We start from the raw sequence: 23049 nt of genomic DNA, 5'->3' as shown, positions 1-23049 counted from the left end.
GGATCCGGATGTGGCACAGGAGCTGGGCGGCTTCCTGGAACGGCGCCGAGAGCAGATCGCCCAGCGTTGGGCGGACACCACGCTCTTCCGCACCGTCTTCACCGTGTCCCGCGACGAGGCGGTGGACGCGTGCAAGGCCGTGGTGGACGCCCTGGCGGACGTGGCCCGCTCAGGACGGCTGGAAGACCTCCGGGCGCCGGGCTTCGACACGGTGAGGGACCAGCTCGGCCGGATGGCGGCCTCCCGCGCCAAGTCCGGATACACCCCGGCCCAGATCGCCGGTGAGGTCGCCGGTCTGCGCGAGCCCGTGGCCGCGCTGCTGCGCTCCGAGTACGAGGACACCGACAGCGCGCACGCGTACGACGTGACGCTCTCCCTCACCCTCCTGCTCGGCACGCTGCGCCTGGTGGTCATGGAGACCACGGTCAGCTCGGGTGAAGAGCTGATCGCCCGGCAGCGCCAGCAGTTGCTGGAGGTGGCCACCCCGGTCATCAAACTGTGGGAGAACATCGTCGCCGTCCCCCTGATCGGCACCCTGGACAGCGCCCGCAGCCAGATCGTGATGGAGAGCCTCCTGGAGGCGATCGTGCACGAGCGGGCCCGCTACGCCATCCTCGACATCACCGGTGTGCCGACGGTCGACTCACTCGTCGCGCAGCACCTGATGAAGACGGTCGCCGCGGCCCGGCTGATGGGCGCGGAATGCATCGTCTCGGGGATCCGGCCGGCGATCGCGCAGACCATCGTCCACCTCGGCATCGACCTCGGGACGATCGTCACGCGCGCCGGTCTGGCGGACGCCCTGGCGTACGCGCTCGCCGAGCAGGGCATCGCGGTCTCCCCACGCCCGGTCGCAGGAGCGAGTTCGCGGTGACCGCGGTGTCCGCGGGCCCCGCCGACTCGGTGCCGGTCCTGGCGCTGGGGGACGTCCTGCTGATCACCCTCCAGGGGGAACTGCACGACGGGGAGGCCGAACGGCTCCAGTACGACATCACCCATCGCATCGCGCACAACCCGGTACCGGTGGGCGGTGTCGTGATCGACATCTCCGGTGTCGAGATCGTCGATTCCTTCCTCGGCCGGATCCTGTCCGAGATCGCCGCGAGCGCCCGGCTGCTGGCCACCAGGACCGTACTGGCCGGCATGCGCCCGGCAGTGGCCATGACCCTGGTCGAACTGGGGCTCACCCTGCCCGGCCTGGACACCGCGCTGGACGTCGGGCGGGCGCTGGCGCTGCTCGGCCGGGCTCCCTCGGGGTCCTCCCTCGCCCATGCGGAAGAGGGTGCGTGATGGATGCCTCGCTCGCGCCGACCACCCGTCTCCCCATCGGCTCGGACGCCGATCTCGCCTGGGTGCGCCAGGAGGTGCGCCAGGCCGCTGCCGCCATCGGTTTCGGTCTGGTCCAGCAGACGAAACTGGTCACCGCGGCCAGTGAACTGGCCCGCAACACACTCGTGCACGGCGGCGGCGGGTACATGGAGATGTGGCTCATGCAGGACGGCCGCACCCGCGGCCTGCGGCTGAGCTTCGTCGACTCCGGTCCCGGTATCAGGGACATCGAGCTGGCCATGACCGACGGCTACAGCACCGGCGGCGGCCTGGGGCTCGGACTGAGCGGGGCCAAGCGGCTGGTGCAGGAGCTGGTCGTCGAAAGCCGTCCCGGCCACGGCACCACCGTCACCGTCACGGACTGGCCCCCCGGCCTGCCCGCCCCGCGAACGGGCGCCTCGTGAGCCGGGTCTGGGAGATCCCGGTGCAGGACTCGACCAGGGTCCGGGATGTCCGCGTCGCAGCGGAGCACGCCTGCGGCCACATCGGTCTGGACGCGCACTGCACCGCGGTCGCGGCCCTCGTCGCCACCGAGCTGGCGACCAACCTCGTCAAGCACGCGAGCGAGGGCCGTATCGTCATCAACCTGACCGGCCCCTCCGACACCCGGGCGGACCCGCGGGCAGAGGCCGCGCCCTGTGTGCAGATCACCTCGCTCGACCACGGGCCGGGCATCCGTGACGTCCCCGAGGCGCTGCGGGACGGATTCACCACCGCGCCCTCCTCGCTCGGCGCCGGCCTGGGCACCTGCCTGCGGATCGCCCGTGACTTCGACCTGCACAGCCGGCCCGGAGCGGGCACGGTCGCCGTGGCGCGCATCAGCCCGGCGCGACCGCCTGTCGCCGCGTCCGCCCGCCCGGCCCCGGCGTACGGCAGCGCTCGGGCCGGGGGGATCACCACCTCGCTCGCGCACGACGAGTACTCCGGTGACGCTTTCGCGTGGGTGCGCTGCGGATCACTGGTCACCCTGATGCTGACCGACGGACTCGGGCACGGCCGGAAGGCGGCGGAGGCGTCCGCCACCGCCGTGCGGGAACTGCGCAGGAACGCCGGCCTTCCCGCGGCCGACCTGCTGCGCCTCCTGCACTCCGCGCTGGGCGGCACGCGCGGTGCCGCGGTCGGCGTGGCGCAGCTCGACGAGGCCACGCACCGGCTCTCCTACGCCGGAGTCGGCAACATCGGCGCCAGGCTGCGCACCGACGAGGGCTGGCAACCGCTCATCTCCCACCCCGGCATCGTGGGAGCCCACTTCCCCGCCACGGTGCCCGTACAGCAGTCGTCCTGGCGGCCGGACAGCCTGCTCATCCTGCACAGCGACGGGCTGCCCGGACGCTGGTCGCCGCCACAGGACCGCGGCCTCCTCGACCACGACCCGGCCGTGACCGCCGCGGTCGTCCTGCGGGACGCCGGCAGTGCGGCGAGTCCCCTGCGCGACGACACCAGCGTGGCCGTCCTGGTCCCCGCCCGCGCGAGCGGGCACCCATGACCACGACGCACGACGTCTGGAAGATCACGACGGTCACCGACGCGGCCCTGGCCCGCGCCGCCCTCGACCGGACCGTCACCGACGGCCAGGTCCCCGCCCTGGAACGGGCACGCTTCCTCTCGGATCTCAGCGCGCGCCTGCGCCGCTGCCTGAGCCAGGGCGGCGAGTGGGAGCTCGTACGCGCCCTCCGGAACGACACCGCGGCACAGGAGAGCCGACTGGAGGTCTCCCTCCGGCCCATCAACGCGTCTCCGGCGGACCCGGAGGGCGAGCCGGCCCTCGTCTGCCCCTTGCCGCACCTGCGGCACCCGCCGCCCCTGCCGCCCCTCGACCGTGGCGTGGCCGGCGCGCTGCTGTCCGAGGCCCTCCTGCGCGCCGACGAAAACACCACGACAGCCCTGGACCTCCTCGAGGAACAGCAATGCCTGGTGCGGCTGCACCGCGAAGAGCTGCACCACACCAACCAGGGCGTCCTGGCGCTGCACTCCGAGCTGGAAGCCACCGCCCGGGCCCAGCAGGATCTGCTGGAGGCCGAGCGGGCCGCGCGCGACGAGACCGAGCGGGCGCGCCGCCTGCTGACCTTCCTCGCCGACGCCAGCGCCACCATCGCCGTCTCCCTCAGCCCCGAGGCCATCGTGCGCCGCGTCTCCGACCTGCTGGTACCGGACTACGCCGAACACATCGACGTCTGGCTCTTCGACGAGGACGACGAGCCAGGGCACCGCAGACGCGAGCACGCGGCGGCCGCCGTGACCGCCGCCCGCACCGACCGCCCCCAGCACGCGGGCCCGCATCCCGGCCGTCTGCCCGGCGTGGACGACCTTCCTCCCTCGGCGCTGTCGCCCGACCGGCCCCTGCTGGCCATCCCGTTCGGGCCGCGCCGTCTGCTGGGCGTCCTCACGCTCACCGCGCCCGGACCGCGCTTCGACGCCGACACCTGCGTCATGCTGATCGAACTCGCCCGCAGGGCGGGCATCGCCCTCGACCACGCCCGCCGCTACGAGCAGTACCGCGACACCGCCGAGAGCCTGCAACGCGCCCAGCTCACCGACCTGCCCGCCGTACCCGGTCTGCTGCTGGCCGCGCGCTACCTGCCCGCCACCCAGGGGATGAACATCGGCGGTGACTGGTACGACGCCTTCCTGCAGCCCGACGGAAGCCTGCTGATTGTCATCGGGGACGTCACCGGCCACGGGCTGCACGCCGCCATCGTGATGGGACAACTGCGCACGGCCCTGCGCGCCTACGCCATCGACAACGCCACCCCGGGCGAGATCCTGACACTGCTCCACCGCATGCTGCGCCACCTGCAACCGGAGCTGTACGCCACCGCGCTCATCGCCCGCGTCTCCCCGGGCGAGCGGGAAGCGGTCTGGGCGTCGGCCGGCCACCCGCCCGCCATCGTGTGCTCCGACGACGGCGGCGTGAGCGTCCTGCGGGACAGACCCGGCCCCATGCTCGGCATCCCCATCGACTGCGTCTACGCCGATCACGCCACCGCCCTGCCACCCGGCGGCACCCTGATGCTGTACACCGACGGACTGGTCGAACGACGGGCGCTCGGCATCGACCCCGGCATCGAACGCCTGGCGGACGCGCTGGGCGCACTCCCTGCCCCGGAGACGGAACAGGACCTCGACGCGGCCGCCGACACCGTGGTCACGCGACTCCTGCACGATTCCGCGCGCGACGACGACGTGTGCCTGCTCCTGTGCCACGCTCCGGCACGACGCCAGGATGACGAAACGCACACCGATCCGTCAGGAAGAAGCGAACCCGCTTGAACCGGTCTCCAGCGCGGTAGCGTGGAGGTCACCCCGCGAGAGAGTGGATGCCGTGAATACCTCTGATCCGCTTCCCTCAGCGGAGGCGCAGCTGCGCGCAGCCCCGCCCCACGCTCTGGTCGCCACCGCGGGCCGCCTGCTCGCCGACCGGGTCGGCGCCCAAGAGGTGATTCTCCTGCTGGCCGACTACAGCCTGTCGGTGCTGCAACCGGTCTCCCATCTGCCGCACACCGGCTCCCCGGTGCCCGCTCAGGACGGCCCGGCGGGCAGCGCCTTCGTCGCCCAGAGCCCGGTGGTCGAAGTGCTGCGCGAGCGCGCCGGCCACCTGGTGCATTTGCCCATCACGGTGCGCGGCGACCGCCTGGGCATCCTCACCGTGTGGCTGCCCGCAGGGGCGGCGGATCCGGACACCGTGCTCCAGCTGTCGGAGTTCGCCACCGCACTCGGCCACGAGGTCGCCACCGCGGGCCGGGACACCGACCTCTACCTTCAGGCCCGGCGCACCCGGCGCCTCACCCTCGCCGCCGAGATGCAGTGGCAGCTGCTGCCGGGACGCGGCTGCGCCCGTGCGGAATACACGATCGGCGCCCACCTGGAACCGGCCTACGCCATCGGCGGCGACAACTTCGACTGGTCGACGAGCGCCGACCACCTCGTCCTCACGGTCACCGACGGCATGGGCCAGGGCATCGAGGCCTCGCTGCTGACCAGCCTCACCGTCGGCGCCCTGCGCAACGCGCGCCGGGCAGGCGTCGGCCTGGCCGACCAGGCCTCGCTCGCCGACCAGGCGGTGTTCGCCCAGTACGGCGGCAAGGCGTACGCCTCCACACTGCTGCTGAGATTCGACCTGGCCACCGGCAGGGTGGCCGCGGTCGACGCCGGGTCGCCGCAACTGTTCCGTCAGCGGGACGGTCACACGGAGCGGATCGCGTTGGTGGCACAGCTCCCGCTCGGCATGTTCGAGGAGACGCTGTACGAGGAGCAGACCTTCCAGGTCGAGCCCGGTGACCGGCTGATCGTGGTCAGCACCGGCGTGCACGACACCCGCTCCGCGGCCGGGGACGCGTTCGGTGAACAGGCGCTGCGCCAGGTGCTCAGCGCCACCCGCCCTTCACCCCCGCACGAGACGGCGCGTGCGGTGGTCGCCGGGATGATCGAGCACTTCGGCAGCAGCGAACTGATGTCCGACGCCGCCGTGGTGTGCCTGGACTGGACCGGCCGGCCGGCCGCTGAGGCGGGCCGGCCGGATCACGGGCTGTAGGGGCGGTCCGCCCCCGGCAGAAGGCCGTCCTGCGCCTGCAGGAACCCCCGCATACCGCGGGCCAGTGCTTCCCGCTCGTCCGTCTCCATGCCGGCGAGGGCCTCAGCGAGGGCCCGCGTCCTGCGGGAGGCCACCTCGTCGAGGACCTGCTGACCGTGGCCCGTGAGGTTCAGCTGTACTTCCCGGCGCTTCAACGGGTGCAGTACGCGTTCCAGCAGACCGGCCGCCTCCAGCCGGTCGCACAGGCGGCTGGCGGTGGGCATCCCTATGTCCATGCTCTCCGCCAGAGTGGTCAGGTTGAGCCCCGGCGCGGCTCTCAGGATCTGCAGGGCCCGCAACTGGTGCGGCGACAGCCGCATCCGCGCTTCCTGCGCGGCAATCGACCACAGGGTCGTGAGACCGTCCACGGCATCGGCGATCTGCAGGGCGAGGGCCATGGCATCGTCGCCCGGCCCGCCTGCCGGGTCGTCCCCGGAACCGTCGAGACCAGTCACGAACGCATCACTTTCCGTATACGCCTGCCCATCAGGACAACACCCACATTCAAACGCGGTACCCGAGGAGCCGCCGAGCAAGCACCGCCAGCCGGGCCATCGTAGGGCCACGGGCGAGTGGGAACGCCGCTTTCCTGAGGGTTGTGCCGTGCGCTCGGCAGGGCAGGCTGCGGCCGGGGCGACCGGGGCGAAAGTTGTCCGGTGGCAATAGTTGTCGTGTACCGGCTACGCTCGGCGTAGGAGACATCACACGAAGGCCGTCGGGGCTGGATGGTCCGGCCAGGTGCGTCGGGTGATCCGGCCGGGTGCTCAGGGGGGAGCGGTGTGGCGCCGTGGAGACGCAGACGTCGTCAAGAGGGGCAGGAAGCGTCCGGAGCCGGGCACTCCGCCGACGTCCCGCCGCCCGGTGAGCTTCTGGCGGTCGAGCTGTCCCTTGAGGACTTCCGGGTGCTCGCCCAGGTGATCGAGCACGCCCGCTTATGCCTCACGACGCACAGCACCGGCGACGCCGAAACGATCCGCAACGCGAGTGGCGCCGAGTTGCTGCCCTCGCTCTACTCCCGGGCCGGTGCCGCGCTCGCCTGGGGCGTTCCCACCGTGCCGGTGCTCTTGTCCGAATTCCGGCATGTGGAGGCCGCGGTGATCAACATGGAGTCCTACGGCGGCCATGAGACCGTGCTGTGCGAGGGCTACGACCTGCTGAAGCGGCTCGACGAACTCAAGGGGCGCGCGCGGCCGGCTCGCACGGTGGACGGCGTGCTCACCCTCGCGGCGGCGCGGCCCTCCGCACCCTGCACCGGGTGCCCCTAGCAGCGTTTGGGCGGCCTGGCTCCGGCGCGCCGGCACGGTCTGGTGGACGTCAGGCGCCCGCGTCACCCTGCTGCGCGCGTTCGGCGGCGCGCTGCTTCAGCCGGGCCGCCTCCTTGCGGACCTCGGCCTGCGTGGCGCGCTCCTTCTCCAGCCACTCGGGCCGCTCCTGCTTCAGCGCCTCGATCTGCTCGGTGGTCAGCGCTTCCGTGACCCCGGCGCGGGCGAGGCCGGCGATGGAGACGCCCAGCTTCGCCGCGACCACCGGACGGGGGTGCGGACCGTTGCGTCGCAGTTCCCGCAGCCACTCCGGCGGGTTCGCCTGGAGCTCGTTCAGCTCGGCGCGCGAGACGACACCCTCCTGGAACTCGGCGGGGGTGGCGGGGAGGTACACACCCAGCTTCTTCGCCGCGGTCGCGGGCTTCATCGTCTGGGTGCTCTGGTGCGACTTCATGCAGTCCAGACTATCGGCCGCCGACGGGGCCTTTGACCACAGCCGGTAACCTGGCGGAATGACCGACTCGGCGGATTCCCCCTCGTTCCGGCTCGCGTACGTCCCCGGAGTGACGCCCGCCAAGTGGGTGCGGGTCTGGGAGCAGCGCTCGCCCGACGTCCCCCTCACGCTTCTTCAGGTGGAGCCCGCCGAGGCCGGCGACGTCCTGCGGGACGGCCGCGCGGACGCGGGTCTGGTCCGCCTTCCCGTCGACCGTACGGTCCTCAGCGCGATCCCCCTCTACACCGAGACCACCGTCGTCGTGGTCCCCAAGGACCATGTGATCACCGCGGCGGACGAGGTGACCCTCGACGACCTCGCCGACGAGGTGGTCCTGCACCCCCTCGACGACGTCCTCGGCTGGGACCGCCCGCCGGGCGAGCCCGCCTTCGAGCGCCCCGCCACCACGGCGGACGCGATCGAGCTGGTCGCGGCGAACATCGGCGTCCTGGTCGTGCCGCAGTCCCTGGCCCGCCTGCACCACCGCCGCGACCTCACCTACCGGCCGGTCACGGACGCCCCCCAGTCCAGCGTCGTGCTGTCCTGGCCGGAGGAGGCCACCACCGACCTGGTCGAGGACTTCATCGGCATCGTCCGCGGCCGCACGGTCAACAGCACCCGCGGCCGCACCCGCCCCCTGCCGGAGAAGGCAGGGAAGACCGAGAAGCCAGGGAAGCCGGAGAAGGCAGGGAAGACCGAGAAGCCAGGGAAGCCGGAGAAGGCAGGGAAGGCAGGGAAGGCCGAGAAGGCCGGGACGAGCGGAAGGGCGCGGAAGCCCGCGGCCGGCACCCGTGCGGCGGGCAAGAGCCCGCGCGCCCGCTCCGCCGGTGCCGCCAAGAGCGCCAAGCGGGGCAAGCCGCGCCGCCGGTCCTGACCACCGGCACGGCCCGCCCGCCGGTCACCGCCTCCGAGTGCCCGTCAGGCGGGTCCTGTGCCCCTACGCGACGTACGTCGCCCTCCCCGCCGTGGCCACGATCCGCTCGCCGTCCGCCGCGCTCAGCAGCCCCGCCGCCGTCCACGCGTCCACGGTCGCCCGCACCCGGGACACCAGCGCGCCCTTGTCGGCGAACGGCGCGCCCGCCCAGATCTCGTCGAGCAGCGTCGTGCGGTCCGCCTTCACCGGGTTGGCCACGCCCGAGTCGGTGCCCCCGAAGATCACACGGGGTTCGGAGCGCCGGATGTACGCGTGGGTGGGGTCCTCGGTGCCCTCGAAGAACGGGGCGAACTCCGTGCCGTCCAGTCTGTAATGGAGGGGCTTGCCGGTCACGGCGGTGAAGGTGGGCAGCAGGTCGCCGGACAGGGCGGCGTTGCGGTACAGCCCGAACGTCAGGTAGTCCGTCGAGGCGCTGCGGGCGACCAGGTTGACGGGGCCGTGGAAGAGGGTCTGGAGCGTCGGGTCGTCCGGGGCCTTCTCGACCCGCAGCCGGAAGGGGACGCTCACCCGCACGGTGTCGCCGCTGCGCCAGGTGCGGCGCACGGTGAAGTAGCTGCCGGGGCGCGGAGTTCCGTCGACGGCGCGGCCGTTCACGGTCACCCGGAACCCCGCGGTCGCCCAGGACGGCACGCGCAGCTTCAGCGCGAACGCGGTGGTGCGGCCGCGCACGGTGAGCGTGGTGCCCTGTTCGCGCGGGTAGTCGGTGTTCTGCGTGACGGTGACGCCCTGTTGGGCCCAGGTGAGGGTGGAGGGGCTGAAGAGGTTGACGTAGAGGGCGCTGCCGTCGGCCCGGGCGAAGTACACCGAGTCCTGGTACTTGGTGGCGCTCTCCATGCCGGTGCCCTCGCAGCAGGTCGTGCCCTGCTTGGGCGTGTAGTCGCGGACGTGGCCGGGCGAGAGGCCGATGAAGTACGTGACGAGGGGCTTCTCCGCGTCCGGCTTGTCCTGCTTGGAGCCGAGGACCTGGTTGTACAGGGCCCGCTCGTAGTAGTCCATGTACGCCGGGTCCTGCTCGTGGAAGAACAGGGTCCGGCTGAGCTTGAGCAGGTTGTAGGCGCAGCAGGTCTCCGCCGTGGTGGCGCCGAGCGTGCCCGCGATGACGTCCCGCGCCTTCCAGAACTCGCCGGTGCTGGTGCCGCCGATGCCGTACATGCGGTGCGGTACGACCATGCGCCAGAAGTTCTTCGCGGCGGTGAGGTAGCGCTCCTCGCCCGTCGCGTCGTACAGCCGGACGTATCCGGTGAAGATCGGGATGTGCTGGTTGGCGTGCAGTCCGTCGAGGACGTCGGTGTTCGCGGCGCACGCGTCGATGAGCCGGTCGAGGTCGAACAGCCGGGCCAGGGCGAGGTGTTCGGCCTTGCCCGTGAGGGCGTGCAGGTCGACGATGGCCTCGACGATGCCGCCGAACTCGCCGCTGGAGAAGATGCCCCACATGCGCTGGAGGGTCGCGTCGGTCAGCCGGGAGAGCCGGGAGTGCATCCAGTCGCACAGGCCGGACGCGAGGTCGAGGGCCCGCTCGTCGCCGGTGGCGAGGTGGGCGTCCAGCAGGCCGCGCAGGATCTTGTGCGCGGTGTAGTAGGGCGCCCAGACGCGGGTGTAGTCACCGCGGGTCATCGACTCCAGCTCGATGAACTGGGTCTCGGGGTACGCCGCGAGGAAGCCGGGATGGCTCGGCCCGCCCCAGGTGCGGCGCAGGGTGGCGGTCAGGCCGCGGCCGGAGGCGTCGGAGAAGGTGGACCCGTCGGTCTCGTCGAAGGCGTACGAGGCCAGGTCGCCGCGTCCGGCCGGGGCGTCGGCGGGACGGCTGTCCTGCAGGCCGGCGATCTCGGCGGGGGTCAGGGCGCGCGACCAGACGTCGAAGCCGCCGAAGGCGCCCGCGAAGACGGGGTCGGCGGGGAAGGCGGAGCGGCCCAGCCAGGCGTGGGCGGGGGTGCCGAGGCTCGCCGGGGTGAGGGTCATGGCGGCGTTGCGGGCCACGGCGGTGCCGTCGACGTACAGCGTGCCGGTGCCGTCGGCGAGGGTCACCGCGAGGTGGCTCCACCGGTCGAGGGGGAGCGGCGCGGTGCCGTCGATGCCCTGCTCGGCGCCGGGGCCGTCGGTGGTGAGGGCGAAGCGCGGGGCGCCGCCGCCGCTGCGCGCGGCCAGGTACAGGTAGCGGGTGGTGTCGTCGCCGCAGTCGAGGACGCGGGCCCACGTGCTCGCGTGGGTGGGCTTGACCCAGGCGGCGAGGGTGATCGCCGGGTTTCCGGCGAGGACGTTCCGGGGCAGGTCGACGTACTGGTACGAGCCGCGTACCTGCTCCGCCGCCCGGCCGAAGCGGCCCGCCGCGGGCAACACCACCGGGTCCCGGCGCAGCGCCTCGCGGACCTCGGCCAGGGCGCCGACCATGGTGCGGATCCGGTCCGCGTACAGCTGGTCGCCGGTGCTCGCGTACGCCTGGGACAGCATGGTGAGGAAGTGGCCGGTGTAGTGGCCGCGGAGGTTGCCGTTGGCCTCCCCGTCCAGGCCCTCCCAGCCGCCGGGGGCGACCGCGCCGCCGGTCGGGAGGCCGGCGTTGGCGCGGAAGACCTGGAGCAGCCGGTTCACGTCGTAGCCGCGTGCGTGGTCGAGCATCAGCTGCCGCTTGCCGGCGAAGAGACCCGGTCCGAGGGTCACGTCCTCGAGGGCGAAGGGGCGCAGCTTCCAGGCGGCCGGCGCGGGGAGGGTGGTGGCGGGGGCCGTGGTGGCCGCGGTGGTGGCGGTGGTGGCGCCCCCGGCGGACGCGGTGGCCGTCGTGGTGGTGGCGGCGAGGCCGGGGGTGGTCGCGGCGAGGATCGCCGACTGGAGAAGGGCGCGGCGGGAGAGGGGCGGGGCCATGGGTGCTGCTCCTCTGATCGACTCGGCATGTTCGGTATATCGAATGCTGTACGAGTAGCCGACCAGAAGGTAGAGGTGGGGTTCGGGTGAGTCAACGGTCCCGACCGATTCGGCCGGGACCGGTGGGCGGTGGGTGTCCGGCCGGAGGGGTCAGGACGCCGTGGCGGCGCCGAGGAGCCAGTCGAGGGCGGCGCGCGCCGTGAACTCCCGCTGACCGCCGCGGAAGACCAGGTCCGCCGTGGCGAACTCCGGGTCGCCGGCCTGCTCGGCGACGTACGGGACGGCGACGCAGCGCATGCCGGCCGCGTGCGCGGCCGCGGCACCCGGGGCGGCGTCCTCCACGACCACGCAGCCGGCCGGGGCCGCACCGAGACGGCGGGCCGCCTCCAGGAAGACGTCGGGGGCGGGCTTGCCGCGCCGCACCTCGTCGGCGGAGACGACCGTGCGCAGCAGGGCGTCCAGGCCGGTGGCGGCCAGGATCGCCGCGATGGCCTCGGGGGAGGAGCCGGACGCCACGGCCATCGGGACCTGCTCGGAGGCGAGCAGTTCCACGAACGTGCGCATCTCCGGGTAGACGGGCGTCGCCGCGCGGGCCAGCTCCAGGTAACGGCGGTTCTTGGCGGCGAACAGCTCCTCGGTGGGAGCGCTCAGGCCGTACCGCCGCTTCCAGTCCGCGATGGTGTCCAGCGTGCTGATGCCGACGTACCGCTCGTGGTCCTCCCAGGTGTAGCCCGGTACGCCGTGCTCGGCGAGGATCTGCCGGCCCGCCTCGTAGTAGTTCGGCTCGCTGTCCACGAGCGTTCCATCGAGATCGAAGATGACCGAGATTCCGCCGAGACTGTTCATGGGACCAGGATGCCAAGCGGGGATCGGCGGCCCGTCGGGCGGGAGCGGTGCGGTGCGCCCCGGCTCACGCGGTGCGCCCCGGCTCACGTCCTCGTCGCCCGTCCGATCGACTCCACCAGCGGCAGCAGCCGGTGCGGCACGCGTTCGCGCAGGGCCACCTCCGTGCGGGTGCGGACGACACCGGGGAGGCTGATCAGCTTCTGGATGACGTCCTCCAGGTGGGCGTTGTCGCGCGCCACGACCCGGGTGAGCAGATCGCCGCCGCCCGTGATGGAGAACGCCTCCACGATCTCCGGTACGCCGGCCAGCGCGTCGCCCACGTCGTCGAGGTGGCCCTGGGTGACCTCGATGTGGACGAAGGCGAGCACCGGATGGCCGAGGGCGGCGGGGGAGAGGGTCGGGCCCGTGCCGGTGATCACGCCCTCCCGCTCCAGCCGGTCCAGCCGGGCCTGGAGGGTGCCGCGGGCGACCCCGAGGATACGGGCGTACTCCCGCACGCTCGTGCGCGGCTGCTCCAGCAGCAGCCGCAGGATGCGGGTGTCCAGCTCGTCCACGGCCATGGTGCGCGGCCTCCTCCTCGATGATCTTGGCTGACTGTACCAATGGCCCAGATCGCCCACCGTCGGCTGCACCACTCGCCATGGTCCGATGGCCCGGTGCCGGACGCATCCTCTGACTTCCGTATGTACCAATGGCACAGTCGAGGCGGGGCGACTTGAGCCACTGGTGGCAGGGATGCTGTCATGGTGAGGTCGATGGCGCTGCGGATCCCGCGGCGCCTTTTTCGTGCCGATCAGCTCAAGGGGGCGGTAAGCAGTGCTGAAGAGGGTGTTCGTGGCTCCGGATCCGGGGCGGACGCGGCTGCGTTTCGCGACGCGCGCGGTCCTCGGCGTCGGCCTCGCGGTCGTCGTCTGCGGACTCGCCGGCCACTCCCTCGTCGGTGCCGTCATCGGTGGCCTCGCGGCATTGCTCGCCCTGTTCACCGTCACCGACGCCACCGTGCGCGGCCAGGCGGTCACCACCGCGCTGCTGCCGGTCGTCGGCCTGCCGGTGCTCGCCGTCGCGGCCGAGGTGCACGACCAGCGCGTGCTGCGCGACCTGTTCTTCCTCGCCGTGGTCGGCGCGGGCGTCTACGCCCGCCGCTGGGGCCCGCGCGGACACAGCCTCGGCGTGTTCGCCTTCATGACGTACTTCATCGCGCAGTTCCTCCAGGCCACCCCGCGCCACCTGCCCGAGCTGTACGCCGCCGTCCTGCTGTCCGTACCGACCGCGGCGGCCGTGCGGTTCGGCCTGTGGTGCTACGAGCGGCGGATGCCCCCCGTCCCCGCCGTCGCCCCGCCGGACGGCACCGGACTCGGCCGGATCACCACCCGCCAGGCGGTCCAGGCGACCGTCGGCGCGGCGTTCGCGCTGGTCGTGGGCCAGCTGGTGTCCGACGAGCGGTGGTACTGGGCCGTCGGCGCCACCTGGTGGATCTTCGTGAACACCACCTCGCGCGGCGAGACCCTGGTCCGCGGCTTCCGGCGCGTCCTCGGCACGGTGCTCGGCATCGGCCTCGGCCTGCTGGTCGCCGTCCCGCTGGAGGGTGCCGCCGTACCCTCCGCCGCCCTGATCGCCGTCTGCGTCTTCGGCATCTTCTACACGGCCGCGGTCTCCTACACCTGGATGATGCTCTGCGTCACCGTGCTGGCCGAGCTGCTCTACGGCCTCCTCGGCATGCTCGAACCCGCGCTGCTCGCGCTGCGTCTCGCCGAGACCGGCATCGGCGCGCTGGGTGCCGTCCTGGCGGTCCTCTTCGTCCTGCCCGTCACCACCCACCGGGTCACCGACGCCTGGATCCAGCGCGCCCTGCGCTCGGTGCACGCCTGCACCGCCGAGGCCGCCGCCCGGCTCGCCGGCGACCCGGCCGCCGACCCCGGCCCGCGCGTCGCCGAGCTGGAGCAGCAGCTCGCCCGGGTCCGGCTCGCGGTCGCCCCGCTGGTCCATCCGCTCAGCCCGATGCGCGGCCGCAAGCGGCGCGCCCGCCGGGTGCTCGCCCTGCTCGACGACTGCGCCCGCGAGGTCCGCGGCCTGGTCGCCGTCGCCGCCGACCCGGAGGCCTCCCACGACGCCCGGCTGGCCGCCGCCTGCTGGCGGGTGCAGGCCGCGGTCGAGGCGCTGACCGGCGGACCCGCGGAGCGCGAGATCGCCGGCCTCGCACCGCAGCCCCCGGCCGCCGAACCGGCGCTCGCCCACCTGCACGGCCTGGAGCGCGCGCTCGCCGAACTGGCCACACCCCTGCGCACGCCGCCGAAGTCCCCGCTGGTCGAGGCGTAGGCGCGGACGCCGTCGCCCTGGCGTCCGAGGCGGCGGCGGGCCCCGGCCGGTGAGGCCGAGGGACGGCCCTTCACCAGACCCGCACCCGTTTGGTCTAGACCTTCCCTGATCCGCTGCTACCGTCACCGCACAGGCCCAGGACCGAGAGGGGACAGCGGTGACGGACGGCGGACAGCGGCGGCGGGCGTACATCGGATCGTTCACGGCGGCCGGCGGCCCCGGAGTGGTGACGGCCGCCGTCGACCCGGACGGCGGCGCGCTCACGCTCCTCAACGCCGTCGACGGCCTCCCCGACCCCTCCTACCTCGCCCTGGCACCCGACGGGCGCATGCTCTACGCGGTCAGCGAGACGGCCGACGGCGCGGTGGGCGCCTACCGCGTGGACGGCGCGGTCCCCGAACCGGCCGGGGCGCCGGTGCGCGTCGGCAGCGGACCCACCCATCTCAGCGTGCACGCCGGACACGTCCTCACCGCCGACTACGGCTCCGGCAGCGTCACCGTCGTACCGCTGCGCGCCGACGGCACCCTCGCCACCGCCGCGTCCACGACGCTCCGGCACACCGGGTCGGGGCCCCGCACGCCCCGCCAGCGGGGCCCGCACGCCCACCAGGTGCTGCCGGACCCGAGCGGACGGTGGATCCTCGGCGTGGACCTCGGCACCGACTCCGTCCGCGTCGCCACCCTCGACGAGGGCGCTCTGGCATCGCACCGGGAGACCGCCCTGCGGCCCGGCTCCGGACCGCGCCATCTGGCCTTCCACCCCGAGGGCACGCACGCCTACGTCGTCAACGAACTCAGCCCCACCGTCACCGTCTGCCGCTGGGATGCCGAGGGCGGGGTCCTGCGCCCGCTCGCCGAGACACCGGTGCTGCCCGGCGCCCCCGCCGGTGACGCCTACCCGTCGGGCATCGCCGTCTCGCCCGACGGCCGCTTCGTGTGGACCGCCACCCGCGGCGAGGACGTGCTCTCCGTGTTCGCCGTCGAGGGGGACACGCTGCGGCTGACCGGCACCGTGCCCTGCGGCGGCCACTGGCCCCGCGCGCTCACCGCCTCGGAAGGGCTCCTGTACGTCGCGAACGAGCGCTCCGGCGATGTGACCTGGTTCGCCGTCGACCCGGCGACGGGGCGGCCGCGGCGCGCGGGAGCGGTGCGGGTGACGGCGGCGTCGTGCGTGGTCCTCGGCTGAGCCGGGGCATGCGTGAAGGGCCCGCTCCGGCGTGCGGAGCGGGCCCTTGACGTGTCGTTCGTCCTACGGCGGTGCCGACCGGGTCAGCGGACCGGTGCGCCCTGGGGCTGCTGCGGGGCGATGCCCAGGGCCGTCGTGTACTTGGCCAGGGCGAGCTTGCCGATCGCCGGGTACGGGCCCAGCGCCTCGGAGGCGGGGCACTCGGCCTCGGCGGCGGCCGCCTCGACCAGCGTGGTGTCGATCTCCGGGCCGATCAGGTACGGCGCGAGCGCCAGCTGCTGGGAGCCGGAGGAGCGCAGCTGCTCGGCTACGGAGGCGATCGAGCCCTCCTGGTCGAGCGCCGCGGCCATCACCGGCACGGCCAGGCGGGCGGCGAGCAGCATGCCGGTGATCCCGGCCGCCTGCACGGCCTCCTCGCCGCCGACGGCCGCCAGGATGATGCCGTCCGCGGCGGTCGCCACGGTGAACAGCCGGGCCCGGTCGGCGCGGGCCAGACCGGCCTCCGAGAGCCGCACGTGCAGCGCCTCGGCGAGCAGCGGGTGCGGGCCCAGCACATCGGTCAGCTCGGCCGCGACCCGGCTGTCCATGACGGCCTGGCGGACCTGGCGCAGCAGCGCGGCGTCCGGGCCGGCCAGCAGGGGAACGACGACGGCGACGGGGCCCTCGGGCTCCTTGGCGTCCGCGCCCGCGGCCAGGGCCTGCTCGTAACGGGCGGTGCGCTCGTCGGCGGCGTGCGCGAGCACGGCCTGCAGCGTGGGGAACTCGGTGTCGTCCCCGTCGACGTACCCGATACGGGCGTCGAGGCCGGGCAGCTCGGAGCGGGCGATGCTCACGATCTCCTCGGCGAGACCGCGCGTGGCGGCGCTGGGCGCGCCGGGCACCGCGAGGACGAGCGCGGGCGCGCCCTCGGGAGCCGCCAGGGGCTCGGGTCGGCGGTGCCGCCCGGGCTGGCGGGGGCGCGGCATTCGTACTGGCAGGCCGGACGCGGGCCCAGTGGAGGAGCTCATGGTGCCGCATGTTAGTGGCTTCCGTGGCTCCCCTGTTCGGGGAGGGTGCAGGTGAGCGGTATCCGTCCGGTTTTGTCTGATGAGTTACGCCGGGATCGGAACTGATCAGCGGGTTTTCGTCCGGGCGGGACGTACGGCGCCGTCCGGAGTGGCCGGAATGCGGCGGCCGGATCATTCCTCCGCAGGGGCCACGCAGAACAGTCTCGCGTCCCCCGGAAGGGTGAGGGCGCCGGTCGTGAGAGCGGTGGCGATCCGCACCGCGCCGTGCAGCGGATCGCCCGCCGCGGGCACGCACCGGGCGTGCGGCAGGCGCTTCGCCAGCTCCTCCCGTGCGGGCGCGAGCAGCGGCTCGCCCATCTTGAACAGGCCTCCGGTCAGGCTCACTTCCGGCGTGCCCTCGGCGGGGCAGACGGCGGCCGCCGCGTCGGCCATGTGCCGGGCCGCGGCGCGGAGGATGTCCGCGGCGACCGGGTCGTCGGCGGCGCAGGCCACCACCCGCGGCGCGAACGAGGCGAGGACGGCCGGGCGGTCGGTACGGGGGTACAGCGCGCCGGGGAGATCCGCCAGCGGGCCGAACTGCTCCTCGGCGCGGGCCAGCAGCCGTGCGGAGCCACCCGCCCGTCCGTCGTACGCCCGCAGCGCGGCCTCCAGACCGGCGCGCCCGATCCACGCTCCGCCGCCGCAGTCACCGAGCAGATGGCCCCAGCCGTCCGCCCGCCGCCAGCCGGTCAGGTCCGTGCCGATCGCGATGAGACCGGTGCCCGCGGCGATCACGGCGCCGGGCCGCACACCGAGCGCGCCGACGTACGCCGTGACGGCGTCCGCGGCGAGCGCGACCCGCCGGATGCCGAACTCCCGCCGCAGGGCGCCCGGCAGTTCGGCGCGCAGCGCGTCACCCAGCGTGCCGAACCCGGCGGCGCCGACCACGGCACAGCCCGGCTCCGCCACCCCCGTCCCGGCGGCCAGTTCCCGCACCATCGGCACCAGTTGCTCCATCAGGTGCCCGGCGTCGATCCCGCCCGCTCCCGTCCGCACCGGCACCCGCGACTCCCGCTGCCCGAGCGGCCCGCCGTCCACCGTGCCCACGACCACCCGCAGACCGGAGCCGCCCGAGTCCACGGCGAGGAACCCGGTGGAGGTCACGGCAGGCGCCAGTCCACCGGTTGGCCGCCCTGACGGATCAGCAGGTCGTTGGCGCGGCTGAAGGGCCGGGAGCCGAAGAAGCCGCGGTCCGCCGACATGGGGGAGGGGTGGGCGGACTCGATGGAGGGCAGGTCGCCGAGGAGCGGGCGGAGGTTGCGGGCGTCGCGGCCCCAGAGGATGGACACCAGGGGCTTGCCACGGGCGGCCAGCGCGCGGATGGCCTGCTCGGTGACCTCCTCCCAGCCCTTGCCGCGGTGCGCCGCCGGTTTGCGCGGGGCGGTGGTGAGCGCCCTGTTGAGCAGGAGCACGCCCTGCCGCGTCCAGGGCGTCAGGTCGCCGTTCGAGGGCTGCGGCAGGCCCAGGTCGGCCTGCAGCTCGCGGAAGATGTTGATCAGACTGCCGGGCAGCGGCCGCACGTCCGGGGCGACGGAGAACGACAGGCCCACCGCGTGCCCCGGGGTCGGGTAAGGGTCCTGTCCGACGATCAGGACCCTCACCTCGTCGAAGGGCTGCTGGAAGGCGCGCAGGACGTTCTGTCCGGCCGGGAGGTAGGTGCGTCCCGCGGCGATCTCCGCGCGCAGGAAGTCACCCATCTCGGCGATCTTCCCGGCGACGGGTTCGAGGGCCTTCGCCCAGCCCGGTTCGACGATTTCATGCAACGGTCGTGGTGCCACGGGCGTCACCCTACTGCCGTACGCCACACGGCGATCAACCGGTGGCCAACGCCCGGCGCCCCGGGCCGCCGCCCGCAGCACCCCCGGGACGGTCCACCCCGCCTCATCCGACCACCGCGGCCCGCACGCACAGCACGTCCGGCAGGTGCGCCGCCAACTGCCGCCAGCTGTCGCCGTCGTCGTCCGACGCATATACCTCGCCGTTGCGGTTGCCGAAGTAGACGCCCGCCGGGTCGGCGTCGTCCGTGCACATCGCGTCGCGCAGCACCGTGCCGTAGTGGTCCCCCTGCGGCAGACCCGCCGTCAGCGGCTCCCAGGTCCTGCCCGCGTCCGCCGTGCGGAACACCCGGCAGCGCCGGCCGGCGGGCACGCGGTCGGAGTCCGCGGCGATCGGGAAGACGTACGCCGTGTCCCCGCGGCGCGGATGGGCCGCGACGGCGAAGCCGAACGTGGACGGCAGGCCCTGGCCGATGTCGGTCCAGTGCGCGCCCGCGTCGTCGCTTCTGTACACGCCCCAGTGGTTCTGGAGATACAGCCGGTCCGGGGTGACCGCGTCCCGGGCGATCTTGTGCACGCACTGGCCGAACTCCGGGTCCGGATCGGGCAGGAACACCGCGGAGACACCGGAGTTGGACGGGGCCCAGCTCGCGCCGCCGTCGCCGGTGCGGAACACCCCGGCCGCCGACACGGCCACCGTCACCGACCGCGGGTCGCGATGGTCGGTGAGGACGGTGTGCAGGCCCTCCCCGCCGCCGCCCGGCATCCACCGCGAGCGCGTCGGGTGCTCCCACAGGGGACGGACGAGGGTGAAGCTCTCGCCGCGGTCCTCCGAGCGGTACAGCGCGGCCGGTTCCGTGCCCGCGTACACCACGTCCGGCTCCGCCGCCGCCGGGTGCAGCTGCCACACCCGCTCCAGCGAAGCCTCCGTGTCCTGCGGGAACTTCACGGCCGGCCGGGCGGGCTCGGTCCAGGTGCGGCCGAGGTCGTCGGAGTGGAAGACCGACGGACCCCAGTGCGCGCTGTCGCCGCCGGCCAGCAGGCGCGGGGCGGAGCCGCGGGTGTCGATGGCGACCGAGTACACGGCCTGCGCGTTGAAGTAGGGGCTCTCGTCGAACTCCCACGCGCCACCACCCCGCCGGCGCCCGATGAACAGGCCCTTGCGCGTGCCCACGGCGAGCAGTACCTCGGTCATGCCGATCACCTCCGCGACGTCTTTGTCCCAGACACCGGCCAGTCTGCACCCCACCACTGACAGTCACCCCTCGGAACGCCGTCGCCGCAGGTCACGGCGGTGTCGCCGGGCCGGTCCGAGCCGAGCCGGACTGGGCCGGGCCGGTCCGAGCCGGGCCGGACTGGGCCGGGCCGGACTGGGCCGGGCCGGACTGGGCCGGGCCGGACTGGGCCGGGCCGGACTGGGCCGGGCCGGACTGGGCCGGGCTCAGCCGGCCGGGCCGGGCGGCTACCGGGCCGCACCTCGCGGCACACCCGCAGCAGCTCCTCGTCGCCGAGCACGTCATGGCTGCCGTAGCCGCCCGTCCGCGCCGTGTACCGGGGCGCGTGGCCACTTTTGTCACCGCCAGGTCCCGCAGCGGCGCGGCGGCGGCGCCGTCCAGCGCGGCGAGACAGCCGGCGATCGACGGGCGGGTGTGCGGGTTCTCCTCCCCGGCGGCGCGCTCGAACAGGGACGGCACACAGGCCAGCGTCGAGTCGTAGACGTCCCCCAGGTCGTGCACCGCCCCGTACATCGCGAGTGCGCACCACGCCACTGACAACGCGGCCTGACCGGCCGGCGACCCGCGTGCGGGCGGTCAGCAGCCCCCGGGAAGAGCCCGGCCGAGGATCGCGTCGACATCGGCCGACGCGGGCAGCGTCCCGAACGCGTACCCCCAGTCGCCGCCCAGCCGGGTCGCGCAGAACGCGTCGGCGACGGCCGGCGGGGCGAACCGGACCAGCAGGGAGGCCTGAAGGGCGAGCGCCATCCGTTCCACGAGCCTGCGGGCGCCGAGGGGAGAGGCCTGCGCGAGGCCGTCCTTCAGCCCGGTGACGGCCGCGTCCAGCCGGGCGTCCGCGCCGCGCGCCAGGGCGAGTTCCGCGAACAGGGCATCGGCGACGGCCGGTTCACGGCCCAGCGCCCGCAGCACGTCGAGGGCGTTGACGTTCCCGGAGCCCTCCCAGATCGACAGCAGCGGCGCCTCCCGGTAGTGCCGCGGCATCCCGGACTCCTCCACGTAACCGTTGCCGCCCAGGCACTCCAGTGCCTCGGCCGTGAAGGCCGGACCCCGCTTGGTGACCCAGTACTTGCCGACGGCGGTCGCGATCCGGCGCAGCGCCCGCTCCCCGGCGTCCCCGCGCACCGCGCGGTCGGCGGCGCCCGCCAGCCGCAGCGTCAGGGTGGTCGCGGCCTCCGACTCCAGGGCGAGGTCGGCCAGGACGTTGCGCATCAGTGGCTGGTCGAGCAGCCGCGCGCCGAACGCGGTGCGGTGCCGCACATGGTGGCCCGCCTCCACCAGCGTCTTGCGCATCAGCGTCGCGGAGGCCATCACACAGTCGAGCCGCGTGCAGCTGACCATCTCGATGATGGTCTTGACGCCCTCTCCCTCCGGGCCGACCAGCCACGCGACCGTCCCGTCGAACTCCGGCTCGGCGGAGGCGTTGGACCGGTTGCCCAGCTTCTCCTTCAGCCGCTGGACGCGGAAGGTGTTGCGGGCCCCGTCCGGCAGCACGCGCGGGACGAGGAAACAGGACAGGCCGCCCGGGGCCTGCGCCAGCACGAGGAACACGTCGCACATCGGCGCCGACGTGAACCACTTGTGCCCGCGCAGCGAGTAGACACCGGGCTCGGCGGTGGGCGTGGCGGCCGTGGTGTTCGTCCGTACGTCGGACCCGCCCTGCTTCTCGGTCATTCCCATCCCGGCCAGCAGCCCCCGCTTCCGCGTCGGGACGCGCAGGCCGGGCTCGTACTCCCGGCTGGTCAGCAAGGGTTCGTAGACCCTGGCCAGCTCCGGCTCGCGGCGCAGGGCGGGGACCGCCGCGTACGTCATCGACGTCGGGCAGCCGTGACCGGCCTCCGCGTGCCCCCACACCAGCCCGCCCGCCGTGCGCGCGACATGCGCGCCGGGCCGCTCGTCCGCCCAGGGAGCCCCGGCCAGCCCTTCGGTGACGGCCACCTCCATCAGGTGATGCCAGCCGGGATGGAACTCGACCTCGTCGATCCGGTGGCCGTACCGGTCGTGGGTGCGCAGCACCGGCTCGTGCCGGTTGGCCAGGTCGCCCCACTCCTGCGCCTGCTCGCTCCCGGCCCGTCGGCCCAGCCGCCGGATGTCCTCCTCGGCCCACCCGGCGCCCTCACGGCGCAGGCCCTCCAGGAGGGCGGCGTCGTCCGACGCGTCGTACGGCGTGAGCGGCGGGGGTTGGTTGGTCACGGCGTGCGTGGCGGCGGGCCGGGCGGCATGCGTGGCGGCGTGGGCGCCGGCGTGCTGCTGCGGGTGCGCGACTGTCGAGGCCATGCCGGGAGTGTTGCACTCGCGCTGTGACCGCAGCAATAGTGCAACGAAGCCCGTGCGCCGTAGAGTACGAGCCCATGCCGACGAACGAACCCGAGCTGCGCCCGCTGTCCGCGCGGTCGGTGGTGCTGAGCCTGCTGCTGGGCGCGCAGCCGCCGGAGCTGCCGGCGAAGGACCTCGCCCGCGTGGTGGCCCCGTTCGGCGTCGGAGGTTCCACGCTGCGGGCCGCGCTCAGCCGCATGACGGCCGCCGGGGATCTGCGCCGCACCGGCACCGGCTACCGCATCGGCGACCGGCTGCTGGAGCGCCGGCGCCGCCAGGACGAGGCCGTACGGCCACGCACGCGCGCGTGGGACGGCGACTGGGAGATGGTGGTCGTCACCGCGACCGGCCGCGGGCCCGCCGAACGCGCCGAGCTGCGCACCCGGCTCACCGGTCTGCGCCTCGCCGAGCTGCGCGAGGGCGTCTGGTTGCGCCCCGCGAACCTGCTCCGCCCGCTGCCCGCCGAGCTGGATCCCGTGGTCCAGCACTACACGGCCCGCCCCGCCCTGCCCGCCGCGGAGCTGGCCGCGCGGCTGTGGCCGCTGGACACGTGGGCGGCTACCGCGCGGTCCCTGCTCGACCGGGTCGCCGACGCCCCCGGACCGGCCGGCCGGCTCACCGCCTTCGCCGCCGTCGTACGGCATCTGGTGGCCGACCCCGTGCTGCCCGGCCCGCTGCTCCCCGACGACTGGCCGGGCGCCGAGCTGCGCGCCGCCTACGCGGGCTACCGGCGGGAGCTGGCGGAGCAGGTGCACGCGCGCGTGGAGCCCCGCTGACCGGACGGTGCCCGCCCCGGACAGCGTGACGGCCGTACGAGGCGTCGTGCGGGGACGCTTCGTACGGCCGGGTCATCGCGGGATCACCGTGAGGTGACCGTGGACGTCACGC

General features: G+C 74.0%; 22 protein-coding genes. 11 read left to right on the top strand and 11 right to left on the bottom strand.

Annotated elements, in window-relative coordinates; genetic code table 11:
* Window positions 1-10: 10 nt before the first annotated feature.
* From AB0K92_RS25875 to AB0K92_RS25850, 6 genes are read left to right on the top strand one after another with little or no spacing between them, the layout of a single operon-like run.
* Window positions 11-874: an STAS domain-containing protein gene (locus tag AB0K92_RS25875; protein ID WP_365926607.1), complete on the top strand. Its 864-nt coding sequence runs from the start codon at window positions 11-13 to the stop codon at window positions 872-874.
* Window positions 871-1290 (top strand): STAS domain-containing protein, encoded by a 420-nt coding sequence (locus AB0K92_RS25870; protein ID WP_365926605.1) that lies wholly within the window; start codon window positions 871-873, stop codon window positions 1288-1290. Before AB0K92_RS25875 ends, AB0K92_RS25870 begins: the two co-directional genes overlap by 4 nt.
* Window positions 1290-1733, top strand: coding sequence for an anti-sigma regulatory factor (locus tag AB0K92_RS25865; RefSeq protein WP_165995961.1), 444 nt, complete (start codon window positions 1290-1292; stop codon window positions 1731-1733). The genes AB0K92_RS25870 and AB0K92_RS25865 overlap by 1 nt, the downstream gene beginning before the upstream one ends.
* Entirely contained in the window at window positions 1730-2815 is a 1086-nt protein-coding gene (locus AB0K92_RS25860) for an ATP-binding SpoIIE family protein phosphatase (protein WP_365926603.1), read from the top strand. The genes AB0K92_RS25865 and AB0K92_RS25860 overlap by 4 nt, the downstream gene beginning before the upstream one ends.
* Window positions 2812-4599, top strand: coding sequence for a GAF domain-containing SpoIIE family protein phosphatase (locus AB0K92_RS25855; protein WP_365926601.1), 1788 nt, complete (start codon window positions 2812-2814; stop codon window positions 4597-4599). The genes AB0K92_RS25860 and AB0K92_RS25855 overlap by 4 nt, the downstream gene beginning before the upstream one ends.
* 43 nt (window positions 4600-4642) lie before the next feature.
* A complete protein-coding gene (locus AB0K92_RS25850; RefSeq protein ID WP_365926599.1) occupies window positions 4643-5860 on the top strand; it encodes a PP2C family protein-serine/threonine phosphatase in 1218 nt (405 codons plus the stop codon).
* On the opposite strand, the gene AB0K92_RS25845 is transcribed toward AB0K92_RS25850, so the two are convergent.
* Entirely contained in the window at window positions 5848-6354 is a 507-nt protein-coding gene (locus tag AB0K92_RS25845; RefSeq protein ID WP_365926597.1) for a MarR family transcriptional regulator, read from the bottom strand. The two genes, AB0K92_RS25850 and AB0K92_RS25845, sit on opposite strands and share 13 nt — an antisense overlap.
* A gap of 324 nt (window positions 6355-6678) precedes the next feature.
* Between AB0K92_RS25845 and AB0K92_RS25840 the strand changes: the two genes are divergently transcribed.
* Window positions 6679-7164, top strand: coding sequence for a hypothetical protein (locus AB0K92_RS25840; RefSeq protein ID WP_365926595.1), 486 nt, complete (start codon window positions 6679-6681; stop codon window positions 7162-7164).
* 49 nt (window positions 7165-7213) lie between these two features.
* Here AB0K92_RS25840 and AB0K92_RS25835 read toward each other — a convergent pair whose 3' ends face one another.
* Window positions 7214-7615, bottom strand: coding sequence for a DUF5997 family protein (locus AB0K92_RS25835; protein ID WP_365926593.1), 402 nt, complete (start codon window positions 7613-7615; stop codon window positions 7214-7216).
* Window positions 7616-7673: 58 nt separating this feature from the next.
* On the opposite strand from AB0K92_RS25835, the gene AB0K92_RS25830 reads away from it, so the two are divergent.
* A complete protein-coding gene (locus AB0K92_RS25830; RefSeq protein ID WP_365926591.1) occupies window positions 7674-8528 on the top strand; it encodes a LysR family substrate-binding domain-containing protein in 855 nt (284 codons plus the stop codon).
* A gap of 63 nt (window positions 8529-8591) precedes the next feature.
* Here AB0K92_RS25830 and AB0K92_RS25825 read toward each other — a convergent pair whose 3' ends face one another.
* The 3 genes from AB0K92_RS25825 to AB0K92_RS25815 form a co-directional block, all read right to left on the bottom strand.
* Window positions 8592-11444 carry a beta-L-arabinofuranosidase domain-containing protein gene (locus tag AB0K92_RS25825; RefSeq protein WP_365926589.1) on the bottom strand — a complete coding sequence of 951 codons (2853 nt, stop codon included), beginning with the start codon at window positions 11442-11444 and terminating at the stop codon, window positions 8592-8594.
* A 150-nt stretch (window positions 11445-11594) separates the two neighbouring features.
* Window positions 11595-12290 carry an HAD family phosphatase gene (locus AB0K92_RS25820; RefSeq protein WP_365926587.1) on the bottom strand — a complete coding sequence of 232 codons (696 nt, stop codon included), beginning with the start codon at window positions 12288-12290 and terminating at the stop codon, window positions 11595-11597.
* Between the two features lie 83 nt (window positions 12291-12373).
* Window positions 12374-12850: an Lrp/AsnC family transcriptional regulator gene (locus AB0K92_RS25815; protein ID WP_165995943.1), complete on the bottom strand. Its 477-nt coding sequence runs from the start codon at window positions 12848-12850 to the stop codon at window positions 12374-12376.
* A gap of 256 nt (window positions 12851-13106) precedes the next feature.
* Between AB0K92_RS25815 and AB0K92_RS25810 the strand changes: the two genes are divergently transcribed.
* Window positions 13107-14606: an FUSC family protein gene (locus AB0K92_RS25810; RefSeq protein ID WP_365926585.1), complete on the top strand. Its 1500-nt coding sequence runs from the start codon at window positions 13107-13109 to the stop codon at window positions 14604-14606.
* Between the two features lie 157 nt (window positions 14607-14763).
* On the top strand, window positions 14764-15792 hold the full coding sequence (locus AB0K92_RS25805; protein ID WP_365926583.1) for a lactonase family protein: 1029 nt from the start codon (window positions 14764-14766) through the stop codon (window positions 15790-15792).
* A gap of 83 nt (window positions 15793-15875) precedes the next feature.
* Here AB0K92_RS25805 and AB0K92_RS25800 read toward each other — a convergent pair whose 3' ends face one another.
* The 6 genes from AB0K92_RS25800 to AB0K92_RS25775 form a co-directional block, all read right to left on the bottom strand.
* Window positions 15876-16799: a hypothetical protein gene (locus AB0K92_RS25800; RefSeq protein ID WP_365926581.1), complete on the bottom strand. Its 924-nt coding sequence runs from the start codon at window positions 16797-16799 to the stop codon at window positions 15876-15878.
* 171 nt (window positions 16800-16970) lie between these two features.
* Window positions 16971-17942: a BadF/BadG/BcrA/BcrD ATPase family protein gene (locus AB0K92_RS25795; protein ID WP_365926579.1), complete on the bottom strand. Its 972-nt coding sequence runs from the start codon at window positions 17940-17942 to the stop codon at window positions 16971-16973.
* Complete coding sequence (locus AB0K92_RS25790; protein ID WP_165995935.1) at window positions 17939-18616, bottom strand: uracil-DNA glycosylase; 678 nt, start codon at window positions 18614-18616, stop codon at window positions 17939-17941. The genes AB0K92_RS25795 and AB0K92_RS25790 overlap by 4 nt, the downstream gene beginning before the upstream one ends.
* A 103-nt stretch (window positions 18617-18719) precedes the next feature.
* On the bottom strand, window positions 18720-19865 hold the full coding sequence (locus tag AB0K92_RS25785) for an exo-alpha-sialidase (protein WP_365926577.1): 1146 nt from the start codon (window positions 19863-19865) through the stop codon (window positions 18720-18722).
* Between the two features lie 34 nt (window positions 19866-19899).
* Window positions 19900-20361: a hypothetical protein gene (locus tag AB0K92_RS25780; protein WP_365926575.1), complete on the bottom strand. Its 462-nt coding sequence runs from the start codon at window positions 20359-20361 to the stop codon at window positions 19900-19902.
* Between the two features lie 63 nt (window positions 20362-20424).
* Window positions 20425-22122 carry an acyl-CoA dehydrogenase family protein gene (locus AB0K92_RS25775; protein WP_365926573.1) on the bottom strand — a complete coding sequence of 566 codons (1698 nt, stop codon included), beginning with the start codon at window positions 22120-22122 and terminating at the stop codon, window positions 20425-20427.
* A 74-nt stretch (window positions 22123-22196) separates the two neighbouring features.
* Between AB0K92_RS25775 and AB0K92_RS25770 the strand changes: the two genes are divergently transcribed.
* A complete protein-coding gene (locus AB0K92_RS25770) occupies window positions 22197-22937 on the top strand; it encodes a PaaX family transcriptional regulator C-terminal domain-containing protein (RefSeq protein ID WP_365926571.1) in 741 nt (246 codons plus the stop codon).
* The last annotated feature ends 112 nt before the right edge of the window (window positions 22938-23049 follow it).

This window comes from Streptomyces sp. NPDC052687 (assembly GCF_040678395.1).
Taxonomy (GTDB): domain Bacteria; phylum Actinomycetota; class Actinomycetes; order Streptomycetales; family Streptomycetaceae; genus Streptomyces.
This window is presented reverse-complemented; position numbering and strand designations above follow the sequence as displayed.

What these genes read in the sequence shown, in the direction of transcription:
- AB0K92_RS25835 (WP_365926593.1), bottom strand. Translation starts at nt 7,615, where the DNA reads ATGAAGTCGCACCAGAGCACCCAGACGATGAAGCCCGCGACCGCGGCG.
- AB0K92_RS25770 (WP_365926571.1), top strand. Translation starts at nt 22,197, where the DNA reads ATGCCGACGAACGAACCCGAGCTGCGCCCGCTGTCCGCGCGGTCGGTG.
- AB0K92_RS25825 (WP_365926589.1), bottom strand. Translation starts at nt 11,444, where the DNA reads ATGGCCCCGCCCCTCTCCCGCCGCGCCCTTCTCCAGTCGGCGATCCTC.
- AB0K92_RS25855 (WP_365926601.1), top strand. Translation starts at nt 2,812, where the DNA reads ATGACCACGACGCACGACGTCTGGAAGATCACGACGGTCACCGACGCG.
- AB0K92_RS25865 (WP_165995961.1), top strand. Translation starts at nt 1,290, where the DNA reads ATGGATGCCTCGCTCGCGCCGACCACCCGTCTCCCCATCGGCTCGGAC.
- AB0K92_RS25780 (WP_365926575.1), bottom strand. Translation starts at nt 20,361, where the DNA reads ATGTACGGGGCGGTGCACGACCTGGGGGACGTCTACGACTCGACGCTG.
- AB0K92_RS25775 (WP_365926573.1), bottom strand. Translation starts at nt 22,122, where the DNA reads ATGGCCTCGACAGTCGCGCACCCGCAGCAGCACGCCGGCGCCCACGCC.
- AB0K92_RS25820 (WP_365926587.1), bottom strand. Translation starts at nt 12,290, where the DNA reads ATGAACAGTCTCGGCGGAATCTCGGTCATCTTCGATCTCGATGGAACG.
- AB0K92_RS25800 (WP_365926581.1), bottom strand. Translation starts at nt 16,799, where the DNA reads ATGAGCTCCTCCACTGGGCCCGCGTCCGGCCTGCCAGTACGAATGCCG.
- AB0K92_RS25815 (WP_165995943.1), bottom strand. Translation starts at nt 12,850, where the DNA reads ATGGCCGTGGACGAGCTGGACACCCGCATCCTGCGGCTGCTGCTGGAG.
- AB0K92_RS25830 (WP_365926591.1), top strand. Translation starts at nt 7,674, where the DNA reads ATGACCGACTCGGCGGATTCCCCCTCGTTCCGGCTCGCGTACGTCCCC.